Annotated in this window: 23 protein-coding genes, 2 tRNA genes and 1 pseudogene; 5 read left to right on the top strand and 21 right to left on the bottom strand. The window is 67.7% G+C overall.

Annotated elements, in window-relative coordinates; all coding sequences use genetic code 11:
* Window positions 1–300: 300 nt before the first annotated feature.
* The gene (locus ACIBQ1_RS59230; protein WP_397292165.1) at window positions 301–792 is read right to left on the bottom strand and encodes a YajQ family cyclic di-GMP-binding protein; all 492 of its coding nucleotides are present in this window, start codon (window positions 790–792) and stop codon (window positions 301–303) included.
* Between the two features lie 269 nt (window positions 793–1,061).
* On the opposite strand from ACIBQ1_RS59230, the gene ACIBQ1_RS59235 reads away from it, so the two are divergent.
* A tRNA-Tyr gene (locus tag ACIBQ1_RS59235) sits at window positions 1,062–1,143 on the top strand.
* A gap of 221 nt (window positions 1,144–1,364) precedes the next feature.
* Here the strand turns inward: ACIBQ1_RS59235 and ACIBQ1_RS59240 are convergent.
* From ACIBQ1_RS59240 to ACIBQ1_RS59270, 7 genes are all read right to left on the bottom strand, one after another.
* On the bottom strand, window positions 1,365–1,622 hold the full coding sequence (locus ACIBQ1_RS59240) for a hypothetical protein (RefSeq protein WP_397292167.1): 258 nt from the start codon (window positions 1,620–1,622) through the stop codon (window positions 1,365–1,367).
* Window positions 1,623–1,666: 44 nt separating this feature from the next.
* A complete protein-coding gene (locus ACIBQ1_RS59245; protein ID WP_397292168.1) occupies window positions 1,667–2,197 on the bottom strand; it encodes a hypothetical protein in 531 nt (176 codons plus the stop codon).
* A 32-nt stretch (window positions 2,198–2,229) separates the two neighbouring features.
* Window positions 2,230–2,769: an SMI1/KNR4 family protein gene (locus ACIBQ1_RS59250; protein ID WP_397292170.1), complete on the bottom strand. Its 540-nt coding sequence runs from the start codon at window positions 2,767–2,769 to the stop codon at window positions 2,230–2,232.
* Between the two features lie 863 nt (window positions 2,770–3,632).
* Window positions 3,633–3,905, bottom strand: coding sequence for a hypothetical protein (locus tag ACIBQ1_RS59255; RefSeq protein ID WP_397292171.1), 273 nt, complete (start codon window positions 3,903–3,905; stop codon window positions 3,633–3,635).
* 434 nt (window positions 3,906–4,339) lie between these two features.
* Window positions 4,340–4,837: a DUF6461 domain-containing protein gene (locus ACIBQ1_RS59260; protein WP_397292173.1), complete on the bottom strand. Its 498-nt coding sequence runs from the start codon at window positions 4,835–4,837 to the stop codon at window positions 4,340–4,342.
* A 179-nt stretch (window positions 4,838–5,016) separates the two neighbouring features.
* Window positions 5,017–5,187: a hypothetical protein gene (locus ACIBQ1_RS59265; protein WP_397292174.1), complete on the bottom strand. Its 171-nt coding sequence runs from the start codon at window positions 5,185–5,187 to the stop codon at window positions 5,017–5,019.
* 10 nt (window positions 5,188–5,197) lie between these two features.
* Window positions 5,198–5,767 (bottom strand): ArsR/SmtB family transcription factor, encoded by a 570-nt coding sequence (locus tag ACIBQ1_RS59270; protein ID WP_397292175.1) that lies wholly within the window; start codon window positions 5,765–5,767, stop codon window positions 5,198–5,200.
* 154 nt (window positions 5,768–5,921) lie between these two features.
* On the opposite strand from ACIBQ1_RS59270, the gene ACIBQ1_RS59275 reads away from it, so the two are divergent.
* A tRNA-OTHER gene (locus ACIBQ1_RS59275) sits at window positions 5,922–6,014 on the top strand.
* A 1,098-nt stretch (window positions 6,015–7,112) separates the two neighbouring features.
* Here ACIBQ1_RS59275 and ACIBQ1_RS59280 read toward each other — a convergent pair.
* Both ACIBQ1_RS59280 and ACIBQ1_RS59285 read right to left on the bottom strand, forming a co-directional pair.
* Window positions 7,113–8,339 (bottom strand): RNA polymerase sigma factor, encoded by a 1,227-nt coding sequence (locus ACIBQ1_RS59280; RefSeq protein ID WP_397292177.1) that lies wholly within the window; start codon window positions 8,337–8,339, stop codon window positions 7,113–7,115.
* Window positions 8,339–8,754, bottom strand: a pseudogene (locus ACIBQ1_RS59285) (YciI family protein). The gene ACIBQ1_RS59280 and the pseudogene ACIBQ1_RS59285 overlap by 1 nt, the downstream one beginning before the upstream one ends.
* Window positions 8,755–9,331: 577 nt before the next feature.
* Between ACIBQ1_RS59285 and ACIBQ1_RS59290 the strand changes: the two are divergent.
* The gene (locus ACIBQ1_RS59290; RefSeq protein ID WP_397292178.1) at window positions 9,332–9,631 is read left to right on the top strand and encodes a hypothetical protein; all 300 of its coding nucleotides are present in this window, start codon (window positions 9,332–9,334) and stop codon (window positions 9,629–9,631) included.
* Between the two features lie 146 nt (window positions 9,632–9,777).
* Window positions 9,778–9,996 carry a hypothetical protein gene (locus ACIBQ1_RS59295; RefSeq protein ID WP_397292179.1) on the top strand — a complete coding sequence of 73 codons (219 nt, stop codon included), beginning with the start codon at window positions 9,778–9,780 and terminating at the stop codon, window positions 9,994–9,996.
* A 187-nt stretch (window positions 9,997–10,183) separates the two neighbouring features.
* Here ACIBQ1_RS59295 and ACIBQ1_RS59300 read toward each other — a convergent pair whose 3' ends face one another.
* The 8 genes from ACIBQ1_RS59300 to ACIBQ1_RS59335 all read right to left on the bottom strand — a co-directional run bounded on the left by ACIBQ1_RS59300 (window position 10,184) and on the right by ACIBQ1_RS59335 (window position 19,029).
* Entirely contained in the window at window positions 10,184–11,200 is a 1,017-nt protein-coding gene (locus ACIBQ1_RS59300; protein ID WP_397292181.1) for a carotenoid biosynthesis protein, read from the bottom strand.
* A gap of 270 nt (window positions 11,201–11,470) precedes the next feature.
* Window positions 11,471–12,367, bottom strand: a complete 897-nt coding sequence (locus ACIBQ1_RS59305; protein ID WP_397292182.1) for an RNA polymerase sigma-70 factor — start codon at window positions 12,365–12,367, stop codon at window positions 11,471–11,473.
* A 145-nt stretch (window positions 12,368–12,512) separates the two neighbouring features.
* Window positions 12,513–13,700: an NAD(P)/FAD-dependent oxidoreductase gene (locus tag ACIBQ1_RS59310; RefSeq protein WP_397292184.1), complete on the bottom strand. Its 1,188-nt coding sequence runs from the start codon at window positions 13,698–13,700 to the stop codon at window positions 12,513–12,515.
* A 592-nt stretch (window positions 13,701–14,292) separates the two neighbouring features.
* A complete protein-coding gene (locus ACIBQ1_RS59315) occupies window positions 14,293–15,831 on the bottom strand; it encodes a polysaccharide lyase family 1 protein (RefSeq protein ID WP_397292186.1) in 1,539 nt (512 codons plus the stop codon).
* 657 nt (window positions 15,832–16,488) lie between these two features.
* The gene (locus tag ACIBQ1_RS59320; RefSeq protein WP_397292188.1) at window positions 16,489–17,109 is read right to left on the bottom strand and encodes an ATP-binding cassette domain-containing protein; all 621 of its coding nucleotides are present in this window, start codon (window positions 17,107–17,109) and stop codon (window positions 16,489–16,491) included.
* A 7-nt stretch (window positions 17,110–17,116) separates the two neighbouring features.
* Window positions 17,117–17,719, bottom strand: coding sequence for a superoxide dismutase (locus ACIBQ1_RS59325; RefSeq protein WP_355193289.1), 603 nt, complete (start codon window positions 17,717–17,719; stop codon window positions 17,117–17,119).
* A 60-nt stretch (window positions 17,720–17,779) separates the two neighbouring features.
* Window positions 17,780–17,989 carry a transcriptional repressor gene (locus ACIBQ1_RS59330; RefSeq protein WP_397292189.1) on the bottom strand — a complete coding sequence of 70 codons (210 nt, stop codon included), beginning with the start codon at window positions 17,987–17,989 and terminating at the stop codon, window positions 17,780–17,782.
* 641 nt (window positions 17,990–18,630) lie between these two features.
* The gene (locus ACIBQ1_RS59335) at window positions 18,631–19,029 is read right to left on the bottom strand and encodes a hypothetical protein (protein WP_397292191.1); all 399 of its coding nucleotides are present in this window, start codon (window positions 19,027–19,029) and stop codon (window positions 18,631–18,633) included.
* A 76-nt stretch (window positions 19,030–19,105) separates the two neighbouring features.
* On the opposite strand from ACIBQ1_RS59335, the gene ACIBQ1_RS59340 reads away from it, so the two are divergent.
* Window positions 19,106–19,981, top strand: a complete 876-nt coding sequence (locus ACIBQ1_RS59340) for a bile acid:sodium symporter family protein (protein WP_397292192.1) — start codon at window positions 19,106–19,108, stop codon at window positions 19,979–19,981.
* Between the two features lie 261 nt (window positions 19,982–20,242).
* Here ACIBQ1_RS59340 and ACIBQ1_RS59345 read toward each other — a convergent pair whose 3' ends face one another.
* The 3 genes from ACIBQ1_RS59345 to ACIBQ1_RS59355 all read right to left on the bottom strand — a co-directional run bounded on the left by ACIBQ1_RS59345 (window position 20,243) and on the right by ACIBQ1_RS59355 (window position 24,494).
* On the bottom strand, window positions 20,243–23,446 hold the full coding sequence (locus ACIBQ1_RS59345) for an ATP-binding protein (RefSeq protein WP_397292193.1): 3,204 nt from the start codon (window positions 23,444–23,446) through the stop codon (window positions 20,243–20,245).
* A 70-nt stretch (window positions 23,447–23,516) separates the two neighbouring features.
* Window positions 23,517–23,819 carry a WhiB family transcriptional regulator gene (locus ACIBQ1_RS59350; RefSeq protein ID WP_397292195.1) on the bottom strand — a complete coding sequence of 101 codons (303 nt, stop codon included), beginning with the start codon at window positions 23,817–23,819 and terminating at the stop codon, window positions 23,517–23,519.
* A 168-nt stretch (window positions 23,820–23,987) separates the two neighbouring features.
* The gene (locus ACIBQ1_RS59355) at window positions 23,988–24,494 is read right to left on the bottom strand and encodes a monooxygenase family protein (RefSeq protein ID WP_397292196.1); all 507 of its coding nucleotides are present in this window, start codon (window positions 24,492–24,494) and stop codon (window positions 23,988–23,990) included.
* Window positions 24,495–24,815 lie beyond the last annotated feature (321 nt).

The raw sequence follows: 24,815 nt of genomic DNA on the forward strand, positions 1-24,815 counted from the left end.
TCCGGGCATCGGCCGCCAGCGCGTTGGGCAGCCTCGGGCTGCCTCGCACCGCCTACGGACGCCGCCATTCGGCCACACTGCTGCTGATCCACAAGGGCACCTCGACGAAGGTTGCGCGGCTCGCTCTCAGTCACTCCACGCCGAGCATCACGCTCTACACGTACATGTCGGAGGAGTGGCCCGAGGCACAGGAGAAGACGCGCCCTCATGGACAGCGCGCTCGACCGTGTGCCCCGGATGTGCCCTCCGAGCTCTGCGTAACGCTGAAACGCCAGGTCAGAGGCCTGAAGTGGACCTCTACTAGCGGTAGTTGACGAACTGGAGGGCGATGTCCAGATCCTTGCCCTTCAGAAGGGAAATGACCTCCTGAAGGTCGTCCTTCTTCTTCGAGCTGACCCGAAGCTCCTCGCCCTGAATCTGCGCCTTGATCCCCTTCGGCCCTTCGTCACGGATCAGCTTGGAGATCTTCTTCGCGTTCTCCTGGTCGATGCCCTCCTTCAGGGTGACCAGCATGCGGTACTCCTTGCCCGACAGCTTGGGCTCACCCGCGTCGAGGATCTTCAGCGAGAGGCCCCGCTTGACCACCTTCTCCTTGAACACGTCGAGAGCGGCATTCGCGCGCTCCTCGCTGTTCGCCTTGATTTCGATGTTGTTCTGCCCTGACCAGCTGATCGCGGCCCCCGTACCCTTGAAGTCGAAGCGGTGCCCGATCTCCTTGACCGTCTGGTTCAGAGCGTTGTCGACCTCCTGGCGGTCGATCTTGCTCACGATGTCGAAAGACGAATCGGCCAAAACACCCATCCTCTCAGCGGCGAAAGCACTACCCGGATCCTGCTTCCCCGGCGTACGCGAAACGCGCGGACCCAGCGCACGAGCCTAGCCAGCATCGGCCCGCCGCGCAGGACACCGCTCCCCGTACGGAGAACCGTCCAGATTCCCGCCCTCCCCTCCACCCGTTTCGGCGCGGTACCAAACGGAGATCCGGCGCGCGCCCAACCGTGGTCACGCACACCTCGGAAGTCCGCTATCCTTCTATCTGTCGCCGCGAGAGCGGATGACAAGGCAGGTTGCCCGAGTGGCCAAAGGGAGCGGTCTGTAAAACCGTCGGCTCAGCCTACGCAAGTTCGAACCTTGCACCTGCCACACGCAGTAAGCGCAGCTCAGAGGCCCTTCGGGGCCTCTTCTGCGTTTCAGGGGTATGCAGCCAGATGTCGCTCTGAGCGGCCCGTTGTCGCTGGTCCACCAATATACGTGCAATGATCTTGAGCGCGTTTCCGCAGGTCGACCGTTGGTTTCGGCCAATACACGGCCAAGAGGAAGAGCCCCGGTGGTGGGCCAGGGCTCTGAGGGCGGTTGGGACGTGGTCATGCGGCGAGGGCGTCGCCGGTCCGCTTGTTGGCGATCTCCTGCTGGCCGTCGATGCACTTGGCGTAGACCCTCAGGAGAACGTCGACGCTGTGGCCCGCCACATTCGGGGCTGAGACGCCCGCATTGAGCCAGAGGGAGACGGCCGCGTGCCGGAGATCGTATGGTCGCTTGGCGAGCGGAGAGGCGACCTGGGCCGGTGTGAAGGCCAAGAGGCGGGCGTCCTGCCAGACCTCGGTGTAAGCGGTGGAGGCCACGACGCCTCCCCGTTCGCTGCGGAAGATCCGGCCGTCCTTTGCGGTCAGTATTCCGCGATGTGCTCGCGGAGGATCTTGACCAGTTCTGGTGGGATGGGCACCGGGCGGACGTCCTGTCTGCCCCGGTGCTTCAGGCCCCGTTCCTCGTGAGCATCCCCGGTGTCGGTCCACCGGGTGTTGACCTCTGGGTGGGATACGTCGATGGTGAGCCGTCCCCAACCTGAGGCGGGTAGGCGGCAGTCCTGGAGCCGAAGGCCGACTGCTTCGGCCGGGCGCAGGGCGGCGTAGTACATGCAGGCGAAGAGAGCCATCAGCCGTCGACCACGGCCCCGCCTTCCCACGTACGTCACCGCGGCCAGTAGCTCTTGCACCTGGCGAGGATTCACCACGACGCGAGGCTCTACGGTCTCTGTCGTCTTGGGCGGCTTCCACTTGACCTTGTGGAGCGGATTTGCCGAAAGTTCCTCCAGCTCTACCGCGTACTCAAGCGGCGCCGCCTCGCGGCCTTCCTGCCGCTCGGCGGCCGGGCGTGCGGCCTGGGGTCCCGTTCGCCGGCGGCTCAGGCCGCGCTCCATGCAAGGCCACCGCCCTTACGCGTTGGCGAGCATCAGGTCCATATCCGGCATTCCAACGGATGGCCCTCGACTCCCTTGGCGAACCCGCTGCCGTCGAATCTCGTCCCGGACGCCCATCCAACGAGCCACTCCGTCATCGTCTCCTGGATCGCTGGCTCCTGATCCGCATGGCGCGGGATCACGATGCACGGCCACTCTTCTGGCTCCCCGATCGTTAGCCAGCCCATCTCATCGCCGTCAATGGTGCTGCCCCATGGAAAGAACCCACCCGGTTCCGGCCACATAGCCAACGGGTGGTATTCAGGAAAGTCCTCGCGGAGTTCCCTGTAGTCGTCACCCCACTGGGCCGCCTGTACGCGATGCTCCTTTGGCAAGTCCCGAGGATCGTAAACGCTGAGCCATCGGGCGAACTCGCAGCGTCCGTACCGTTCGATGAAAGCCACATAGTCGGTAGGAAGCCGAAGCCCGAAGTCGGAAAGCACCTCATCCCATCCATCGGTCCCGAAGGTCGGAACGGGAGGGGGAGGGACAACGGCGATGAGCCGCTCAAGGGCGCTGAGATTGCGATCCATGGCGGCGACTGTAGCGAGCAGCTCCGACAATGGGCCTCCGGCGGGGGCACTCCGGCTCCGGGATGATCGTTGCACCCGGTAGCAGGGCCGCAAGTGGCTGGTGTGGAAGCCTGATCGTCCCGCCCGACATCGACCTGAGACAAGCCGGGCGGGCCAGGGCCACGGGACCAAGGTCGTTTGTCCAGTGGGGCGCTCCACCCTGCCCCCATGGCCCTGGCCCGCTTCCCCCTCGGGCGAGCCGACGGCAGACGGGGATGATCAAGCGGGTGCGGTGCGCGCGTCGCGCGACAGCAGCAGGGGCCGCTTCGCGGCCCTGCGCCCGCTCGGCGGCCTGGAGGCCGGTGCTGGCCGCCAGCAGCTCAGGCCGCTGTCATATCCCGGCTACAGCTCGTCGGGCGCTTCCGTATTCCGTCGAGCCTCGCGCTCCGCCCATCCACGACGCTGAGCCTCGCGCTCCGCCGTCACACGCTCGTGCAGACTCGGCACCCGTCGCCGCTCATGCCTGATCGCCAGCCGGACCGCCCAGTAAATAAAGAAGAAGAGCACCACTGCTGGAACGACCCAGATCACCAACAGAATCAGGGCCTCAGCTGGTCCAACCGCCGACATCCGATCCTCCAATTGGGGGGAGGATAAGTGTGCCCGAACCGTCATTCAACGTCTACCAACCGCTCTGACCCGTATACCTGCGGAACTGGGCACGGGCGAGAGGTCTTCGATGCCTCCGGCGGGGGCCTCGGCTCCGGGATGATGGCAGCGCGGGCCTGAGGTTGGTGGATCGCTGAGGTGGAAGCCTGATCATCCCGTCCGCCATCGCCCCTGGCCCGCTTCCCCTGCGGGCGGGACGACGGCGTACGGGATGATCAGTCAGGGGTGGTGCGCGACGAGCGCTCCCATTGATTGTCCACGCAGAGGCAAGCCACCACACGTGATGCGTCGGGAGATAGGAAGAGCTGAAAGTGGTGGGCGGACTCAGCGCTTTTGACGACGCCGAGGATGAGGCTCTGGAGTCCACAGGTGTCGAGTTGCGCGACCGCCTCATCAAAGCCGAGGGACGGGATGCCCATCCGGCGGGTATGACGTGCGCGACGCTGGTAGGTCTTGGTCAGGGAAGCGTCTCGACTGGGTTCGGCCATATCTCGAAGTACGCTCCAGCCCGCGAGCGCCCGACGGCACGCACGGCCTGCTTCCCCTCCTGCGCTGTCGAGGAGTTGAACGAACGTCTCTCTATCCACGAAGGCAGCGTACGCACAGCGCAGTCTCCTGGTGCCATGCAATCTACGTGCAATGATCATGAGGGCAGGGGAGTGCCGGTATCGCGCCCTCCCAGGTAGAAGGCCATGTGCCCGCCATAACGGTCATGCGCTGTAAAATCGTGTCCAGCTTCCCGCGCCGACCCAAGATCACCTATGGGTGGCAGTTCCGCGCCGTATCGGCTCGTTCCAGGAGGAGCGTCCAGTCGTGTCGGTCCATGTTGAACGCCCTGGGACGATCGTCCTCCGAACTGCTAATGCGGTTTGGGTTGCGTCGTCGGCCTGCTGCGTTTGCGATGGGTCGACAGCAAGGCGTCTCAGTACTCGAGAACGCCATGGGCGGCCACCACGTCACTTGGCGCGTTCGGCCGCACCTCGGTGATGCGCTCGGCCAGCAGCAGTGCAGCGGCGAGCCCGCCCTCCGACTTGTCGCCGGCCAGCCCGAGCTCGATCCGGTCGGCCAGGTAGTCCTCAGGGATGCCATCCTCGTCGCCGCCGAACAGCGGATCGAAGGTTAGGATGTTGCGACCGTCGGCGTAATGCTCGAAGGACGCGACCCTGTTCACGTTGACGAAGACACTCGCCGTGACCGTCCCAGCCGACAAGGGCCGTAGCACCTCGGGCAGCGTGCCGGCGAAGCCGTTCGACTCGGTCAGAATGGTCCCGCCCTCGGCCGACCGGGCGCAGATAAGCCCTTCCTCGTCATCCCCGTCGAACACGTCAATGCCAAGGCGGGCCAGCGCCTCGCGTGGGGTGAGACCGCGGACGAAGGTTGCACAGAACGCGTCGTCATCGAGCCAGTCGTAGCCGCTCACGGGGATCCTGTTCTCTCGGGACAGATCATGAAGAGGATGGCCTGCGAGTCCGACGAAAAGTTGGTTCGACCTTGAGAGGCGGCACCGGGCTCCCTGCTCAGAGACATGTAGGTCCGTAACGTGTGGGTCGTGCGGGACGTGCTCTGGAGATCTACGTCGACAGATACCCGTACGGACTATCAGGCAGGTTCGAGGTGGTCGGCGAGGCGGCGGAGGGTGATCGCGAACCGGCCGCGGAGGCGCAGAACAACAGGCCGGCGCGAGCGCGGCGGGATCATGCGTAACCGTGCGGCCTCGGCTCGCTGTTCAGCGAGGTAGGCGCGGGCCCACTCCTCATGCATGGCATTCATGGAAAGCTCCTCAGGGTTCTTCGGGGAATGCGTGGTAGAAGATGAAAATCGGGCGAGTGTCCGGCGGAGCCTCGCTCGATTCGACGCGCGATTTGGTCAGCTCGCGCCACGGCTGCAACACGGCATAGAGCTGGTCGGCGAGCTCCGCGAGCTCATCCTTGGTGAGCCTTAGGTGGTGGCTGCCTCCGAAGGCCGCGTTGCGCCAGTCCTCGGGAAGCGTCATGCGAGTGCGTTCGAAGTCGCGCAGCCGCTCGAACTGGTCGATCACCCACTGTGAAGTCCACGCCTGCAACGCGGCTCTGGCTTCCGGGGCTTCGAAGTCCCTCGCCAATACCCACCCGACCATAGCTGCCCGCACCCAGCGTTCCCGGCTGTCACGGGCGAGCTCCGGCACGTCTTCGATCAAGCCATGTTTCTGCATTTGCCGCAGGTGATAGCTCACCTGGCCGGGGTCGGCATCCATCCGTCTGGCGAGCTCGCTTACCGTGACCGGGCCAATCCGGAAGAGGAGGCTGAAGAGCTTCATCCGAAACCCGCTGGCCAAGACCTTGAGCACGTCCGGGTCATCGATCTGTCGCATGGCCATGACGGTAAGACCAGCAGCTGAAGATGCTCAAGGCATCTACTGGATCTTGAAATCACGCGTTGGTGGCGTCGAGGCTGGTGGCGTCACGGGATGATCGTGCCTGCCTCTGATCTTCCCCGGTAGTGGACAAGTGAGAGCCGTCCCCGGAGGGCAGGGGTCTGATGCAGTTAGGAGCGTCGACCCGCCCCTGTAAACCGTCGGCTCAGCCTACGCAAGTTCGAACCTTGCACCTGCCACACCAGCGGGAAGAGGCCCGTCACCAGCGGAAACGCGGTAGTGGGCCTTTTGGCGTTGTGTCCGGCCGTCTACGACGACCACCGGTGTCCTACGGCCGCTCACGGCCAATACGCGGCCAATTTCCAGAGCATGGCCGCGCCCCGATGCGCCCGACATGATGATCTATCCGGGTCCGGCCGGCTGGGCTGGAAGAGGCTCGATCACTTGGCGAGATGATCTGCGAAGGTTCTCAGCCGGCACGAGGCCAGCCGTGAGGCTGGGTGAGACAGTTCGACCTGCGCCGGGGTGCGCCCCGGACCTGGCCGCAATTTGGCCCAGCTCAACTGCCGGGATAGGACTCAACGCAGCCCGCGACCTGATGCTCGGCTTCTGGCCGCGACGAGGACCAGCCGTTGAGCTGGGATGCGACCCGCGCAGGCCGGCGAGCGACCCAGCTCAAGCGGGTTGGGCCGCAATGGGGCCGAGCCGTACAGCTCGGTTGGAAGCTGATCAAGTACCTACCTGTCCTGGAATTCATTGCGCCGCAATACGCCTCGCATCGGTGCTTGATTTTGTCCGCGAGAACGGGAGCCGGATGGTTGCTTTCGGCGCCACTTCGCCGGCCTACCGCGTGCGAGTGTTCGTGAGAACGAGCGCCACTTGTTGACCACGGCCGAGATCCCGGCGAGGTGTGCACACGTCGCCAGGTGGCTCTCCGTAGAACTCGGCCGCTGTGATGAACGATGTGCGATGCGAACGTCTGCCCAGATGAGGGGGTGCGGGGCTCAACTACCTCGCAATGCTTCAAGTCCCTGACGCGATCTGCTGGAAAGATGTTGATCAGCGCCACGATGTGAAAATCAGCCTCGCTCGGTGGTGCGCGAGTGAGGCGTGGGTCGTCGACGAGCTGTGGGATCTGATTGAACCGTCGCTGCCATCCTGGCCTGACAAAGCACCTGGGTCACGGTCGGTCTCGGACGAGGTGTGCGCGCCGACCGTGGGCGAGTTTCTCCCCGGGTTCGCCGCGCTCCCGCCGTTCGCATTCGGGGATTCGGCCGTCGGGGCTGATGCGATCGACGGCATCCGGGCCGCGCTTGGGTCCCGGCCGGCCGAGCTGGAGAAGTCAGCTCAGCGTGGCCGCCTTGCGTAGCAGCACTGAGCGTTCGCGCTGGTTGGCGCACAGCCGGGCCGCCAGCTCCAGCTCGGCGCGTGCCTCCGGTCGTCGGCCGAGTCGGGCCAGCAGCTCACCGCGTACGGTCGGGACCAGATGCGAACCGGGGAGCCGGTCCGAGGCGATCAGCTCGTCCACGATGGCCAGGGCTTGCGCCGGACCCGAGGCCATGGCCACGGCGACGGCCCGGTTGAGCTCGACCACCGGCGAGGGCGCGACCCGGCCGAGTGCCTCGTAGAGCACCACGATCCGGTCCCAGTCGGTTGCCTCGACCGAGGGCGCCGTCGCGTGGGTGGCGGTGATCGCGGCCTGCAGGCCGTAGGGGCCGAGGCCGCGGGTCGATGCCTTGGTCAGCGCGGCCAGCCCACGGTGGATCGCCGAGAAGTCCCACCGCCGCCGATCCTGCTCGTCGAGCAGGATCGGGGAACCGTCCGGGCCGGTCCGCGCCGGGAAACGCGCGGCCGTCAGCTCGCACAACGCGAGCAGGCCGTGCACTTCCGGCTCGTCCGGCTGCAGCGCGGCCAGTGTGCGGGCCAGCCGGATCGCCTCGTACGCGACGTCGGGGCGCAGCAGCCGGTCGCCCGACGTGGCCGTCGATCCCTCGGTGAAGATCACGTAGATGACGCTGAGCACGCCGCCCAGCCGTTCCCGGCGCTCGGCGGCCGGCGGCAGCTCGAACGGCACCCCGGCCGCCGCGATCGTCTTCTTGCCCCGGGTGATGCGGGCTTGCACGGTCGGCACGGGAACGAGGAACGCGCGGGCGATCTCCTCGCTGGACAGACCGGCGACGACGCGCAGGGTCAGCGCCACCCGGGCCTCGGGGGAGAGCACCGGGTGGCAGCTGACGAACATCAGCGCCAGCACGTCGTCATCGATCTTGTCGGGATCGATTTCTTCGTCAACCGCCGAGTCGACCGGCAAGTTGGCCGCCAGCAGGGCGTATCGGTCCTGGAGGGCGGTCCGGCGGCGGATCGCGTCGATCGCCCGCCGCCGGGCCGTGGCCATCAGCCAGCCGGCCGGATTCGCCGGGGAGGCGAGCGGCCACGACTCCAGCGCCTCGGCCACCGCCTCCTGGGCCGCGTCCTCGGCCAGCCCGAAATCGCCGGTGAACCGGGTCAGCGCGGCGACGATCCGCGCCGACTCGATCCGCCAGACGGCCTCGACATCGGCCGTATCCATCAGATTCGGCCGTTGCGCTCGCGCCCGGCCCAGTCCTTGATGATCACTTGTCGACCTGCGGGACCTCGTCGCTCCCGGGCACCCGGCGGACCTCGATCTTGGACCCGGGGGCCGCCGGGACCCGCTTGGCCCACTCGACCGCCTCCTGTTTCGAGGCGACGTCGAGCAGGAAGAAGCCCCCGAACAGTTCCTTGGTCTCGCCGTACGGCCCGTCCGTGACCACCGGGGCCTCGCCGCTGAAGTCGACCACGACGCCCTGGCCCGGATCGTCCAGCCCTTCCGCCGCGAGGAGGACGCCGGCCTTGACCATCTCCTCAATGAACTGGCGGGTCGTGGCCATCATCTCGTCGATGTTGGCCATCATGGCCGCGTTCGAGTCGTCGGTGCCCCGCATGATCAGCAGGTACTTCGGCATCGCGTTCTCCTTGTCCGGCGAGGCCGCCTCTCGGCCCTCGCACCCACACGTCGAACGAGCGGCCCGCGGATCGACACGGCCCCGGAGAAATCTCTCGCCGCGACGCAGCCGATCCCTCCGACCCGCGTTTCGCTCGTCAGGGTGGCCCCTGAGCGATGGCTGACGCGGACGCCCTGCTGATCAGAAAGCTTATCGTCGCATCTTTGGACGGCGGCGACGCTCGCACAGAGCTGGGGAAAAGCATTCGGGACGCGCTCAGTGAGTTCTTTCCGCTACCGGGCTGAAGAGGGGGCGACGGGAATCCTTGGCGGCGTTTCGCCCGCGGCGCGCACTCATGCCGCGGACAACGCGCTGCCGCCTCCCATGGTTCCTCGCTATGCGTGAGCGGAGATCCGTTCGACGCCAGGCGCGGCCGTCGCAACCGGCGTGGCGCCGACACTCACGAACATCGAGGGCGGCGACATCTCGCCGGCTCCCGAACTCGGCTGTCCTCTGTCACTGAAGGCTGATCATTGTCACCGGAGGTTGATCACCACTGGTTTCGTGACACCGAAGATTGACTGACGCATCACCGGCCGTGGGTGCTTCACAGGAGTTCGGCCCGCTGACGGCCCGGGATGAGCGCGACGTCGCCGAGATGGTCATCGATGAGTCCAACCGGCACCTGTGGCGGGTGGTGGACGCCGCCTGTGACCGGGTCATCTGTGCTGAGCGCGGCAAGAGGCTCAGTCGGGGGCCGGCCAGCCGGCTGCGCTGCCTGCGATTTCGGTATGTCGCCGTTGAAATTGACCGGCCCGGTGTCCCGTCAGGCAACGGGCATGCGTTGAGGGTCAATGTTTTCTGTGGTGCGCAGACCATCGGGAATCTCGTGGCGTGAGGTACTGGGGTGGCGGCTCTCACTTCCCTATCTCTTCGATGGACATCTGCTCACGACCAAGCAGGCCGAGGTGCAGTCGGGTAACGACTTTCGCACGTGGTCTCCGCGCGGTATGTATGAAGTCCGGGGGAGAGAGGGGGACCGTCATGAGCGACGGAGCAGCGGACTTGATTGCGAATGAAACACACTGGTACGGCGGCGGCGTAACATCAGATCGAAGTAAGGCGCTGGAGCTCGACAATTTCCTGAGAACAGAGCAGGACACGGCCGTAAAGCTGCTGGAAATGATGTGGGCTGCCGGTCGAGCTCGACCGACTCTGACGGGAACTACATCTGGGGAAAAGACAATTCAGATGATTAGGTGAATCCGATATCAGGGGTGGCCTGAGCACCCCCACTCCCGTCCCCTGGCGCCCGGGGGGATGGGCGTCGGTCATGACGTTACTTGGACCATGCGTGGCCCACCGATAGGCGACAGTCGGCTCAACTCTTGCGCCGCCTGCCATTGAGCAGTACCTCAAGTCGGATGAGACGATCCGCAAGGTGCTCGTCTCACCGCCTTCTGGGGGTGTCACGACTGGGGATCGCGTTACCGATGGTGTCGTGGCGTGCCAACTTGACCAAGGCGAGGAAAGCCACGAAGACCACGGTGAACAGATTGATGGTCATCATCGTCTCGTTGAGCGCGTGCGCGTTCCAGACTGTTCCGGTCGCATCCGTGATGTCCTCGCCCGAGGCGGCCGCGAAATAGGGGATGGTGCTGAGCCCGAGCCCTGCGTAGACGAGAACCGACTGCAGCGACGGTTCGAGCCCGGTGCTTCGCACGGGTGCCTGGCGGCGGGCCAGGTAAAGGGCGAAGATCTGGAAGAACAGGTAGGTGACCAGCCACCAGCCGAGATAGTTGGTGTAGGGGACGCCGAACACGCCGCCACTTCGCTCCCAGATCCACAAGCGGTTGACAGTCGAGGCGATCGAGTCGCTGCCGAGGTCGAACATCGTCATGATCGCTGCTGCGGTCATGGGCAGGGCGACTACGTTGACGCGGTGCCCGGTGCCCGCTCGCCAGGACAGCCGGGTGTCCGCCTCGTCGAGCAGGACGTTGGCCACCTGCCAGCACAGGTAGCCCAAGCCGAAGTAGACGGGGCCGATGTAGATCGGCACATCGATCAGCTTCGGGCTACCGGTGTAGTGATAGTGGCCGAAGGGGAAGCCCGTGGAAATGCTGAGGTTCTCGAAGAAGTTGCTCACGACGAAGGTCACGGCGAAGAAGAGCAGCAGCGCCTTCGCACCGTAGCGACGCACACCGTAGATGACCGCCAGCGGAATCGACAGCAGCAGAACGAACATGTAGGGCGCCGACCCCGAAAGCGGTGCTATCAGGGCCACAGCGAGCGCGACAGCCGTCAGTACCCAGGTGATCACTCTCCAGCCGTCGAGCCCCGACCGGCGCGGTAGCCCGCCGTGGGTGCCGGTGGCAGTGGTGTCCGAGCCTGTCCTGACGGCACCGAGGGGCGCGGGTCGGCCGACCGCGGGTGCTTTCCGTTCGTGGGTGGAGTCGGCAGTGGTCATTGCGGTCCTTAGTTGGGTGAGTCCCCCCGGCGGAGACGGGAGTGGAAGCGGTTTGGTGGATCAGGGCGGGAAGCAGGACGGAGTCGACGAGGACGGTGGCGACATTCACGGTCACCGGTGACCGCAGCGCCGGCGCCCAGGCCAAGATCACAGCTTGAGACGGCCGGCTGACCCGTGTGGCCGGGGGCAACCCGCCATCGTCGGCATCGACACACGGCACAGCGATCACTCGTGCCAGACCTTCAAGTCGGTGCGGGTCGCGGGGGACGGTCAGCGGGAGGTGAGGGGGGTTTCGGACTCGACGCGGGTGAGCTTTTCGGGGTTGCGGACGTAGTAGAGGCCGGTGACGCGGGCGTTGTCCACGCGCAAGGCCAGAACGCCGTCGATCACGCCGTCCAGGCGCAGGATGAGTCCGGGGTTGCCGTTGACGGTCGTGGGCTCACTGGTGAAGGTGCCGCCGGCCTTGACGAGGCTCCCGGCCATGTAAGCGAGCACCTTGTCGGCGCCGACGACCGGTCGCAGGGCCGCCAGCTTGAGGCCGCCGCCGTCGCTGACGAAAACGACGTCCGGGGCGAGTACGTCGAGCAGTCCCTGCAGATCCCCGGTCACCAGCGCGGTCTGGAACGAGTTCAGCGCTGCCCGGGCTTCTTGCGGGGAAGCCGGTGTGCGCGGGCGGCGGGCGTCGACGTGCCGGCGGGCGCGGTAGGCGAGCTGGCGTGCGGCGGCGGGGCTCTTGCCGATCGCGGCCGCGATGTCGTCGTAGCCGATGTCGAAGACCTCGCGCAGCACGAAGACGGCGCGTTCGGTCGGTGAGAGGGTTTCGAGGACGAACATGAGTGCCAGCGACAGGTTCTCCGACAGTTCGACGTCCTCGGCCACGTCCGGCGCGGTGAGCAGGGGCTCGGGCAGCCAGGGGCCGATGTAGTCCTCCTTGCGCCGTTTGAGGGTGCGCAGCCGGTTGAGCGCTTGCCGGGTCGTGATCCGCACCAGGTAGGCGCGCTGGTCCTGTACCTGCGCCAGGTCGACCTTGACCCACCGCAGCCAGACCTCCTGCAGGACGTCCTCGGCGTCCGCCGCCGATCCGAGCATCTCGTAGGCGACGGTGAACAGCAGGTCGCGGTGGGCGACGAAGGCCCCGGTCGCAGGGTCGGTGCGGTGGTCGTTCATGTCGTGCGTTTCGCTCTCTCGCGGTCGGCCCCACATGCCGGAAGCAGGGCCGTGGGTATGTACCCGTTCTGAGGACGGGTTGTCGGCAGCGGCCTCCCCACTGATCAGGCCATGTGGGGAGGGGACTTGGCGGTCAGGCCGCGCGTCAGGTGTCGGACGGCGTCGTACGGTGTTCCGGCTGAGGCGTTTGCAGGCGAGCGGTGCTGTCGCCGTGGGATGCGCGGGAGCTGGCCTTGCGTGCCCCGGACGCCAACTGATTGACGGGGAACCGGCAGGCGAACTCCTTGACCGTGGCCCCGAGCCGCCCGCTGATGTGCAGCGCGTTCACCCTGTCGTTCAGGTAGGAGAACTGGGTGACACCCTCGTTCCGGCCGAGGCTGATGCACTGCCCGGCGAACATCAACCGGACGGGAGCGGGCGTCTTCCCCGCGATCCGGCGCAGGATCGTCGCCGCGGCCCCCGCGCCCAGTTGCACGGCGGCCTGGCAGCTCATCCGAAATGGCCGGTCCATCATCGCCCCCGCGTCCCCAGCAGCGACGATGCGCACGTCGTCCACGCTGGTCAGCGTCGCGTCGGTGAGCAGGCGGCCGTCGGCGTCGGTACGCAGCCCGCTGCGGGCGGCCAGGTCCGGGACCCGGAATCCCGCGGTCCAGATCGTCACCGCGCTCGCCACCTCGCGGCCGTCGTCGAGCAGTACGGCCTCACGGGTCACCTCCCTCACCATCGCGCGGGGACCTTCCAGGACGGTCACCCCCAACTCGGCGAGCCGGCGGGCGACCGGGCGGCGGCCCTGGGCATGCAGGTACGGGCCGAGCACCCTGCCGCAGATCAAGGTGACCTTGCGCCCCAGCTCCGCCAGCTCGGCGGCGGTCTCGATGCCCGTCGGGCCGGCTCCGACCACGCTCACCGGAGCCGTCGCGGGCGTCGCGGCCAGCACCGACCGCAGTCGTTGCGCCCCCTCCAGGTCCGACACCGAATGAGCGAACTCCGCCGCTCCGGGCACGCCGGGATCGGCTGCGCCGCTGCCCACCGCGTAGACGAGGTAGTCGTATGAGACCGTGCCACCGCCGGCCAGCCACACCCGGCGCTCGGCAGCGTCGATCCGGGTCGCGGCGTCGACCACCAGCCGGACGTTCCCGCCCAGAACCTCACCGAAGCCCTCGACCGCGTCATCGGAGCCGGTCACGAGCTGGTGCAGGCGGATCCGCTCGACGAAGCTGGGACGTCGATTGACCAGGGTCACCGACACGCCCTCGTGCCGGGCCAGGCGATTGGCCGCCATCACGCCCCCGTACCCGCCGCCGACCACGACCACCTCGACATTCCCGTTCATCCTGGCTCCTTCGTTTGATGGACTCGGCATGGAGACACCAGCCGCGCGCCCGGCGTAACGGCCCGCGGATGAGACGTAGCCCACATCGGACAGGGGCGGGAACGCCGCCCCTCCCGCCGCGACTGTCGTGACGAGACCCTGACGAGGCCGGGCAAGGGCCGGGGAGTCTCGCGGTAGCGACCTGTGACTCCCCCTGCCGGTGGTCTGTGGCAAGAGCGTCCAGGGCGCGGCGGCCTTGTCGGCCTCGGTGGGCGGGATGGTGTGGCCCCTGCGTGCCCGGCGCAGCTGTGAACGGCAATTCTCGAATTCGGGCAGTAAGGCAACTCGCAAGTTCGAATCTTGTACCTACAGCACCAGCGGGAAGAGGCCCGTCACCAGCGGAAACGCGGTGGCGGGCCTCTTGCTTCGCGTCCGGCTGTCCATGGAGTTCACCGGGTGTCCACGGCTGGTCATTCCCCATGCGTTCCCGAGTGATCAAGCGGTGGCGGATCTCGGTGCGATGGGAACCGAGGTGATCAGGGGTTCTGTACGTCCTCACGTTTGAACGAGGGCGCCCGTTCTTGCGAGACGGAGCGGGCGGTGGAAGCGGTCGTTACCCCGCGTAGGTCTCGAACTCGGCGACCTTCGGAGTGCCCGCCGAGCCGGTGATCCTGAAGGTGACCTTGCTTAGCGAGGCCGGCGTGAAGGTGATGGCGCCCGCCCCGCTGCCGGACTTCAGGACCGCTCCGGTGCCGGCGTTGACGAGCTGCCAGGCTCCGATGCCGCCCTCGGAGCCGGACGCCTCACGGATGACGACCCTGGAGACCGTCGTGGCGGAGCCCCACTTGATCGAGATGTCACCGGTCGAGCCGGCCGGCGACCAGAAGGTGCTCATGTTGCCGTCCCGCACGTTGCCGTAGCTCGTCCCGTCGGCCTTGCTGGAGCCGTCGGAGCCGGCTCCGAGGCTGAGGTTGGGCCCGCCGGGCGAAGGGGTGGGCGACGGCGTGGGGCTGATGGTCGGTGTCGGCGTGGCTGTCGGCGTCTGCGGCGTGCAACTGCCGTTCGACTCCTGCAGGCCCTTGTTGGCGCCGGCCGTTTGGAGGACGAGGTTCGGCACGCAGCCGGCCCCGTCGAGGCTGTAGGAGTAAGGGATGCTGACGGTGGTGTTGGATTGCGGGTTCGGTCCGGCTGGGTTGTTCTCGCTGCCCGGGGCGGACCAGGTCACGTTGTCGAAGATGTTGCCGCCGACCTGCCAATAGCCGGCCTCGCTGGTGTAGAAGGTGCCCAGGACGTCCTTGGAGTTCTTGAAGTAGTTGTTCTCCGCTTTGGCGCGAGCTCCGGCCCGGGAGTTGATACCCGACTCGTGGAGGCTCACGTAGGAGTTGTTGTAGATGTGGGCGATGCCACCACGCAGCAGGGGTGTGCGGGAGTCGATGTTCTCGTACAGGTTGTGGTGGAAGGTGATGTAGCCGTTCGATCGGTCGCTCTCGCTGGACCCGATGAGCCCGCCGCGGCCGGAGTTGCGCAGGATGCTGTAGGAGAGGGTCACGTACTGGGTGTCGTTCTTCATGTCGAAGAGGCCGTCGAAGCCCTCCGCCTCCCCGCCCGAGGCTTCCAGGGTGACGTGATCGACCCAGACGTTGCGGACGTTGCTCTCCATGCCGATGGCGTCACCGCCGTTGGACGTGGGCGAGCCCGACTTCTTGACGTTGCGGACGGTCACGTTGCGGATGATGATGTTGCGGGCTTCACGGATGTGGATGCCCAGCTGGTCGAAGACGGCCCCGCTGCCGACCCCGATGATCGTGACGTTGCTGATCTGCTTGAGTTCGATCACGTCGGCGGCGGTGTTGCAGCTTCCGCCCGAGACCTTGGTGGTGTTGCCGTGGTTGATGGTCCCGGAGACCTCGATGATGATCGGGGTGCTGCTGCTGGCCCGGTTGCACAGGGCCGTGTGAATCGCGGTCCCCGTGGTGGCCCTCACCGTCTGTCCGCCCGCACCACCGGTGGTCCCGCCGTTGGCGCTCGCGTAGCCGCTGGCGCCGCCGGCCGCCGCTGATGCCTGCAGCACCGGTAAGGCCACACCGATCGCGGCTGCGGTGGCCACCGCGGCCAGCACCGCCTGGAGTCGCAACGCGACTGCTCGTCTCATCCTCGTTTCACCTTCACCTTCTCCTTCGAACAACGGATGCGATCTTCTCTGCGCGGTCGATGCTGCGGCCCTGCTGCCGCGGCGGGGATGACCCACACCGTAGGAAAGCGCTTTCCGAGTGTCAACGCAGCGTGAAACTTTCATGCCGCCACCCGCTGGCGTGCCGGAGGGCGCAGGCGCATCCGTCGTGGTGAATGTCTCGGTGCCGGCCGTCCGGGGCGCCCGTCACTGTGCCAGGAGGCCATGCGCCTCGGCCGCGTCCTGGTCGGCCTCCAGGCGCCACCTCACTCACCGTGAAGCACCGTACGGCGCATCGCGGGCCGTGCGTACGGTTTGACGGCTTCAAGGCGCGAGTGCGCCGAGGTCTGTTCAGTGGGCGCTGAAAGAGAGGCTGAGAGCCTGGACCGACTGCCTCGCCGGCGGTGAGGCGGTCGCGGCGCGGAGGAAAATGTGTCGCTCCAGGCTGGGCACTGCTTTCAGGAGGTCGGGCGGCGAGTTTGGATGATCATGGACTGGCCAGCTGCGTAGCCAGGAGTTGTGTGTAGGGGCCCGCGTTGCCGAGGAGTTCGCCGTGCGTGCCGGCGTCGGTCACGTGGCCGTCGTCCAGGACGACGATGCGGTCGGCGGTGCGGATCGTGGACAGCCGGTGAGCGATGATCAGGGTGGTGCGGTCATGGCGGCGGCGACCTCCTGCTCGCTTTCGGCGTCGAGGTTGGAGACGGCCTCGTCCATGATGAGGGTGGGAGCGTCCTTGAGGAGGGCGCGGGAGATGGCGATGCGCTGGCGCTGGCAGCCGGACAGCCGGGCGCCGAGCTCGCCGGGCAGGGTGTCGTGTAGGTCTTCCTGGGGGAAGTCGCGGATGTCGTGGCCGCCGATGGTGATCGTGCCGGCGGTGACGTCCCAGAAGCGCATGAGGAGGCTGGCGCAGGTGGACTTGCCCGCGCCTGAGTGGCCGACCAGCGCGACCGTCTCGCCTGGGGTGATGTCGAAGGTGACGCCGGCCAGCGCTTCAGGGAGGTCCGGGGCATAGCGGAAGCGGGTCGCCTCGAATCGGACGAGGGGCTCGACAGGGCCGGGCGGCGGGGCAGTGACGCGGTCGGTGACGGGGGCCGGAGTGTTGAGGATGGTCATGATGCGGTCGCCGGCGGCGATGACGAGATTGAGGTCGCGGGCGACGTCTGTGACGGCGATGACCGGGACGAGCCGGATCTCGGCAAAGGTGGCGGCGCCCGCCTGGCCCCGCGGACCAAGCTCGGGCCGGGCGGGCGTCGCCGGCATCAGGACGTCAGGCGCCGCGGGCGGCGTCGTAGCGGGCGATGACGTCGTTCCAGTTGATCAGGCCCCAGAGCTTCTCGACGTAGTCCGGGCGCACGTTGCGGTACTGCAGGTAGTAGGCGTGCTCCCAGGCGTCGAACACCAGCAGCGGGACGGTGTTCATGCCGACGTTGCCGTGGTGGTCGTAGACCTGCTCGACCACCAGCCGGCGGCCGAGCGGCTCCCAGGCCAGCACACCCCAGCCAGAGCCCTGCACGGTGGCGGTGGCGGTGGTGAGCTGCTTCTTGAAGGCGTCGAAGGAACCGAAGTGCTCGGTGATCGCATCGCCCAGCTCGCCGTCGGGGCGGTCGCCGCCGTCGGGCGACAGGTTCTGCCAGAAGATCGTGTGCAGGACGTGCCCGGACAGGTTGAACGCGAACGTCTTCTCCAGCCCGACCAGCCCGCCGAACTCTCCCTTGTCACGCGCCTCGGCCAGCCGCTCCAGGGTGTCGTTGGCGCCCTTGACGTAGGCGGCATGGTGCTTGGCGTGGTGCAGCTCCAGGATCTCCCCGGTGATCGCGGGCTCCAGCGCCGCGTAGTCGTAGGGCATGTCCGGAAGGGTGTACTCACCCATGAGTATCTCTCCTCGAATTCTCCTACTTGCATATATCTCGCAGAAACGATAGTCATGCAACTAGCTCGCGTCATGGGCGGCATGCCGACAGCGCCGGCAGCGCTCGCAGGCGAGGTGATGGTGCGGTGTCGTGGCGAGGCAGAACAGCGTCTCGCCGCCGTGCTCGATGCTGTGCGGCACGCCGTATTCGCTCATCACCGTCACGTTCCAGTAGACGGTGGAGAGGTTCACCATCGGGTGGGCGCCGGCGTCACGAAGTTCGGCACGCATCCGATCAGCACGACCGTCCGCACGAGATGTGGCCGGGCCGGTCGGCGCATCCCCTCCACCGCGTCACGGATCAGCACCTGATCAGTCCTCCACGACGTGAGGCGCAACTTCCCTACGCGCCAGCCGCGCCGAAGCCTGACCGGCCACGGCATCGAGGTACGTCACACGAGCGTGAACAGCCCTGGTGGGGGCCGCCGACCTGCATCGCTGGCTCACCGAACGGCGAGCGGAAGGATGGACGCTCGCCGGACTCGCCACCGCTCTCAAACGCAGCATCCCTGGGTGCGGGCCCGGCCGGCCGAGCACGTCAAGAGCGCAGGGGCTGCCCGAACCTGACCCCGGTGAGGAGGTCGTTACCGCCGCCGTCGTACCATCACCGATGGTTGTTGCATTGAACTTGCAACAACATACTTATCGCGGGATGGCCTCAACCCACAGTGAGGGGCACATGAACTCCCCAACACCGGCTCCAGACAGCACCGCGGGGCGCAAGACAGGGCTGCACAACGCCTTCACCCCCAAAGAAAGGCGATCTCTCGGCGGCATGATGGGGATCGTCCTCCTCCTGCACGTTCTCGGCTGGGCCGTGCTCGTGTTCGCTGTCGCTCCTCACCGCTACCAGCTCGGCGGTGCCGGGGCGTTCAGCGTCGGCCTCGGCCTGACCGCCTGCCTCCTCGGCGTGCGTCCGCCACCCGTTCCAGGACATGGTCGTCGCTCGCCCCGGGAGCGACGACGGACGGCGTCCGGCCTCTCCTGGCTGCTTCGGGTCTGCTCAGCCCGACCGGCTGGCGGGCGGGCTCGCCGGCGGGGACGTGGTGGCGGATCAGCGTGGGCGCCGGCCCAGGGATGTCCGCGAACTGCGCCTCGTCGGAGAGGTGCGCGGCCATGTGCCAGGGCTCGTCGGTGGGAGTGCCGACGACCAGGAGGTCTCCGGCCCGGTGTCCGGCCGTGCGGAGGGCGTGGGCGAACCCTCGGGTCCTGATCATCCAGTCGGTGCCTTTTGGCAGGGCGCGGGTGATCTGGGAGCGGGCGTCTTCCATGACGGTCTCCCGGTTCAGGCGGAGGCGCTGCGCTGGTAAGGCCCAGAACGTGTCAGCATGCCGGAGAATTTCCGCCATGGACTCCCCTGTGGTCTTAGCCAGCCTGCCTTTCGCCCTCGGCATCGTCATGCTCGGCCTGGGGCTCAGCCTGAGGCTGGACGACTTCCGGCGAGTGGGCCAGTATCCGAAGGCGGCCGTGGTCGCGCTGCTGTGCCAGCTCGTGCTGCTGCCGGCGATCTGCTTCGGACTGGTGCTCGCCTTCCGGCTCCCGCCGGCGCTGGCGGTCGGGATGCTGGTGGTCGCGGCGTCGCCCGGTGGCCCCACGGCCAATCTGTTCAGCCACCTGTTCGGCGGGAACGTCGCGCTGAATGTCACGCTCACCGCGGTCAACTCGGTGCTGGCCGCGGCCACCCTGCCGATCGTGGTGAACCTCTCGGCCGGGTACTTCCTACCCGATGGGGCCGCCCTCGGGCTGCAGTTCGACAAGATGCTGCAGGTCTTCGTGATGGTGCTCGCGCCGGTCGCGATCGGGATGCTCGTGCGCGGACGGGCGCCGGAGGTGGCGCAGTGGCTCAATCTTCCCGTCCGGGTACTGTCGGTCGTGGTCCTGGTCGTGGTCATCTACGCCGTGCTGTACGGGGAGCGGGAGAACCTCGTCGACTATTTCGTCTCGGTCGGGCTGGCCGCGCTGGTTTTCAACATCGTGAGCCTGCTGATCGGCTACGGCGCGCCGCGCCTGGCCGGCGTCGACCACCGCGAGGCCACCGCGGCTGGGTTTGAGATCGGCATCCACAACACTGGGCTCGCCATCACGGTCGCGCTGAGTCCGGCGCTGTTGAACAGTGCCGAGATCGCCATCCCGGGCGCGGTGTACGGCATTGTCATGTTCTTCACGGCGGCCGGGTTCGGCTGGTTGATCACTCGCCGAGCTCGCATGAGCTCGTCCCGGTGACTGCCCGTTGCAGTGCCCGGCGACGGCGTCTCGCGGGGTGTCGGACGGCACATCGCCGTCGAGGTCGATCCACGGTCGCGCAGGAGTCGGCCACCCTGCATCAGGCGGTCGACGTCGTGAACTCGGACGCGACCGACCGGCCCCCGTGCCGGCAATGCGTGGACTCGGTGACGCCGATGTCGTGGTGAGCGGCCTTCCACCACAGGCGGGAGGCGTTCGCCGCGATCGTGCTGTCAGCGCTTTCCGCGCTGAGCGGTGCGATCAAAGCTCGGCAAGGAACTTCTCGGCGCGGCGGGCGAAGAGGTGAGACTCGCGTTCGTTGGACCGGTCGCGGGCCTTTTCGGCAGCGGCTCGTACGACTTCGGCGGGTTCGCCGCGGGCGTGGAGCAGGCGCGCCCGCAGCAGCAGGACAAGTCCTTCGGCGTAGCGTTGGCCGTAGGCCTCAAGGGCCTGGTCCGCCCGGTCGAGGGCGAGGCCCGCCTCGTCCGGCATCCCGGCGGCCAACCACATCTCGGCGATCAGTCCGTGGTGGTACGCGACGCCCCACCGTGGCGGGTCCGCCAGCGTCCCGGTCAGGAGCTGTTCGGCCTCCGCCGCGATCCCGGCCGGGTCATCGCCGGTGAGGGCACGGGCCCAGTACCAGTTCAGCCGTACGTAGTGCTCCTGCTGGACGGCGGCGCGGCCGGTGCCCACGGCCATCCACCGCTCGATCGTGCGCATCACCCAGCCCGCGTCACCGGCCATCGAAGCGATGATCGTGGTGTAGTAGGCCCAGGTCGCGACCGCATACGAGTCGTCGGGGCCGTTCCACTTGTCGATGATGGTCCCCGCCGTCCCGACGTCGCCGTGCAGTGCCGTCACGACGGCCTGCCAGCCGGGCCACTCACCCGAGACGTCACGCCGGATCGGGGTCTCGCTGTGCGCGGAGACAACCCCTTCGAGAAGGGCGGGGTTGTTCTCGCTGAAGCACCGGTATGCCTCGCCGATGTTGCCGGTGTCCCACTGGTGCAGGCCCCAGGCTTGCCGGCCGTACACGCGGACGACCGGATCGGAGGACGCCTCCCCTTGCTCGTACAGCCGCCGGACCAGACGAACGCGGTCCCACTCCAGGAAGGTGTAGGCCCCGAACAGGCGGGCGAAGAGGAGGCCGGCGGCCTCGACCTCCCGGCCGAGTTGGCGGGCCAGGTGTTCCGCACGCTCCAGCAGATCGAACGTCGTGCCGCCGAACCCGGCTTGCCGGCGCGGGGCGATGGCGAGTAGCGAGAGGGCGGAGAGCTCGAGTTCCGGGAGCCCAGCCGTCCGCGCGATCTGGGCGCCCGATTGCAGGTGCCGATCGGCGGCGGCGAACGCGAGCTTGGTCGCCGCGCGGCGACCGGCGCGCTTCAGCGCCTCCACGGTACGAACCGGGTCAGCGAGGGGGCCGGCGGCACACAGGTGGAAGGCGAGGCGTTCGGTGATGGGCTCGTCGTCCGCCTGGCTTTCTTCGAGCGCGTCCGCGACACGCAGGTGCAGCCGGATGGCCTGCAGCTGCGCCGTTGTCTCCGTGACCGATTCGCGAACCAGGTCGTGCGCGAAGCGCCACGAGAACGGGTCCTCCGGCCCCGTTTCGAGCAGGCCGAGCGCGCGCAGCGGTTCGAGACGTTCGAGGCAGTCCGCGAAGTCGACACCGGCGGCGCGGGCGAGCAGGCCGAGGTCGACGTCGCGGCCGATCAGCGCGGCGACCCGCAGCAGGTCGCGAGCGCTGTCGTCGAGGCCCGCCATCCGGTCGCGGACGACGTCTCGCACGGTGGACGGCACCCCGGCCCGGGCCGATGCGTCGCCGTCGCCGAGCGCGCCGCGGTCGCTGAGGAGCCGCGACAGTTCGCGGACGAAGAAAGGATTGCCGGCGGTGCGAACGTGGATGTTGCGGGCGATGTCCGCGCCGGGTTCGTGGCCGGTCTCGCGGCGGATGAGTTCGGCCACGTCGGGCAGGCTGAGCGGGCCGAGTCGGAACCTGCGGTGGTTGGGCAGCCGGCTGGCGGCGGCCAGTGCCCGCGAAAGGTCGGGGCCGGGCGTGGGTGCGCGGTCGCGAAGGGCGCCGATGATCGCGGTGCCGGTGGGTAGCCGGCCCGCCAGGTGGCCGAACAGCTGGAGCGAGGTGGCATCGATCCATTGAAGATCGTCCATGACGAGCAGCATCGGCCGTTCTGCCGAGGCCTGGCCGATAAAGGTGACGACCTGCTCGAACAGGCGGAACTGGGCGCGACCGCCGGAAACCGGCGGCGCGGCGTCATCGTCTCGAGACTCGAGGAGGCGGCCGAGCTCGCTGGACAGCCACTTCTCGCGCGCCAACGCGGGCAGGCTGTCGAGGACAACGGTGAGCGCCTGCTCCCATGGCCACATCGATGGTGTTCCGTCGCCTTCCAGACAGGAAGCCCAGACGACGAGCGCGCCACGCCGGTCCGCGGCGGCGGCGGCCTCCTCCAGCAGGCGCGTCTTGCCCGCGCCCGGTTCGCCTTCGACGATGCCGAGCCCGGTGCGGCCGGTGAGCGCCGCCTCGATGGCCTGCCGCAGCACGCCGAGTTCCTCGCCCCGGCCGACCAGGCCGGCTGCCTGCCTCGCAGGTGCGCGGTCACCCTCGCTCTCCGTGCTCGTCATCACCGGCGACGTCGGGGTCTGCGTCAGCACGCGCAGGTGCGCGGCCTGCAGCGCCTGGCCGGGGTCGATGCCGAGCTCCTCGGCGAGGCGGTCACGGACCGCGTGGAACGCTGACAGCGCCTCCGCCTGCCGTCCGGCCGCGCCGAGGGCGGTGATGAGGCCGGCGTGTACGGGTTCGTGGAACGGCGCCATCGACGCGGCCAGTTGCAACGGCGGGATCACCCGTTCCGGCCGGCATAACGACACGGCCAGTTCGGCCGCTGCCGTGCAGGCGGCGTGGAACTCGTCGTCGAGGGCGGCCAGGATCGCCATCGCGGTCGATCCATAGGACAATCCGTCTCCTGCGGGGCCCTGCCAGAGGCCGAGCGCTTTGACGTAATGGTCGAGCGCCGCTTCGCGCGCTTGCTGGGCGAGGGCGGTCTGGGCGGCTTCGAGGAGTTCACGGAACGTGACAAGGTCCAGCGTGCCGGGGCCGGCGCTGAACACGTAGGCGTTGCCACGGAGGTGCAGGTACGTACCGGCTGCCCGGGCAGGGACCGCGGGTTCGAGCACCCGCCGCAATGCCCCGATGTACTTCTGGATGACGTTGAGCGCGCTGGCGGGGGCGTCATCGGCCCAGATCAGGTCGATCAATTCTCTCGTGCTGACCGGGCGGCCGACGCGCGCCAGGAGCAGGGCCAACAGCTGCGCCTGCTGCCGGGGGCCGGCGTCCACCTCGACGCCGTCGCGCCACACCCGCAACGGACCGAGGACCTGCAGACGCAGCGAACCGGCGCCGGCGGGCGGACCTTCGCCGTGGAGCCGAACGGGATGGGCTGGCCCGGTCACGTCTGCCGACTCCCGGATGGACATCGCTTGTCCGCTTGCGACCCGTGTCGGACCGCAACGTGCACCGATTCTACTGGTCCGGGCTTGGCCGTAAAAGGGTCGGCCGATCGGGGTTGAGGCTGCGGCGTGCCGCGGGGGTGGCACCGCCCCGCATGCCGTCCGGTTCGCCTGCGCGCAGGGCCCGGTCGAGGCAGGCCGCCTGTTCGGGGAAGCCCTGGCAGATGCGCCGTGCCTGACCTTGCCCCGGCAGGTCCTCCCAGGTGAACGGGAAGAACAGGCCGGGGTCCGCATCCTGACAGCCGGCATGAGCCGTCCACTGCCGGACAGGTCGCGGGTCGTGGTGCTGGTGAGTCCGCTGGAGGGGCGTGATCACCGCCCGGTCAAGGACGGTGCGTGGATCGGTGCGGTCGAGACCGGACCGGCCGGGTCGGCTTCGGGTACCGTCCAGGATCAGGTTGAGCAGCAGGCCGTTGACCGCCGGCTCGCGGCCGGTGCCGGCCCGAAGGACTCTCCTGCTGCTGCGGGCGTGCCTGCCACGTGGCTAGGACTCGTACAGGTCCGTCTCGCTGAGGACCGGGCTGCCGTCTTCGGAACGTCCCAGCCGGGCCGCTGAGCCGAACATAGGACCACGAGCGCGCTGGATCCCGGCGAACCGTCCGAAGCCGAGCGGCTTGGGCACGTCATCGTAGACGGCCTCCATACCGCCCTTGATCGAGTACGTCTCGTGCCAGAAACCGGTGCCGCCGGAGTCTCGCAGGAAGTCGAGCCACCATTGCCGATGCGGCTGCGACCGCGCGAATGCGAGCAGCGAGGGCAGGTCGCGCCAGTACTGGCGCATCCCCATGTTCATCGGGAAGAACGAGTAGTAGACGGGCTCGTGCAGCAGCAGTCCGTCCGGCTTGCCGGCGACCGACTCACTGATCTTCCGGCCGAAGCTGAAGAAGGTCCGGATACCGTAGAGCTGGTTCACCCGCATGCCGAGGTACAGGACCAGGAGGTCTGGATAGGCGGAGAGGTCGACGGTCTGCCGGTTGACTCGGGTCGGCATCTAGGGCTCCTCCGGGCGTCGGATGACGCGTGGGTTGGTGTGGCAGGGAAGGTCGTGCGAACAGGACGGCAGTCGCACGCAGATTAGATCGGCGCACTGTATGGCGACTGAACTCCGTCGGACCGGCTGGTTCTCGGTGAACGCCGCCCACGGAAGGCCGCTGACCACGACATCGGTCCGGCCGAGCCCGCCCTGCGCCGGCACCGCGGCGCAATATCGGCACGGCTCAGTTACGGCAGCTGTAGTTCGGGATCTTCGAGGGATGTGCTCCATGGGGGCGCCTGTGGGCATGGGAACGGCCACCAGCATCATGATCGTTTG

This window comes from Nonomuraea sp. NPDC050153 (assembly GCF_044460125.1).
Classification (GTDB): Bacteria; Actinomycetota; Actinomycetes; order Streptosporangiales; family Streptosporangiaceae; genus Nonomuraea.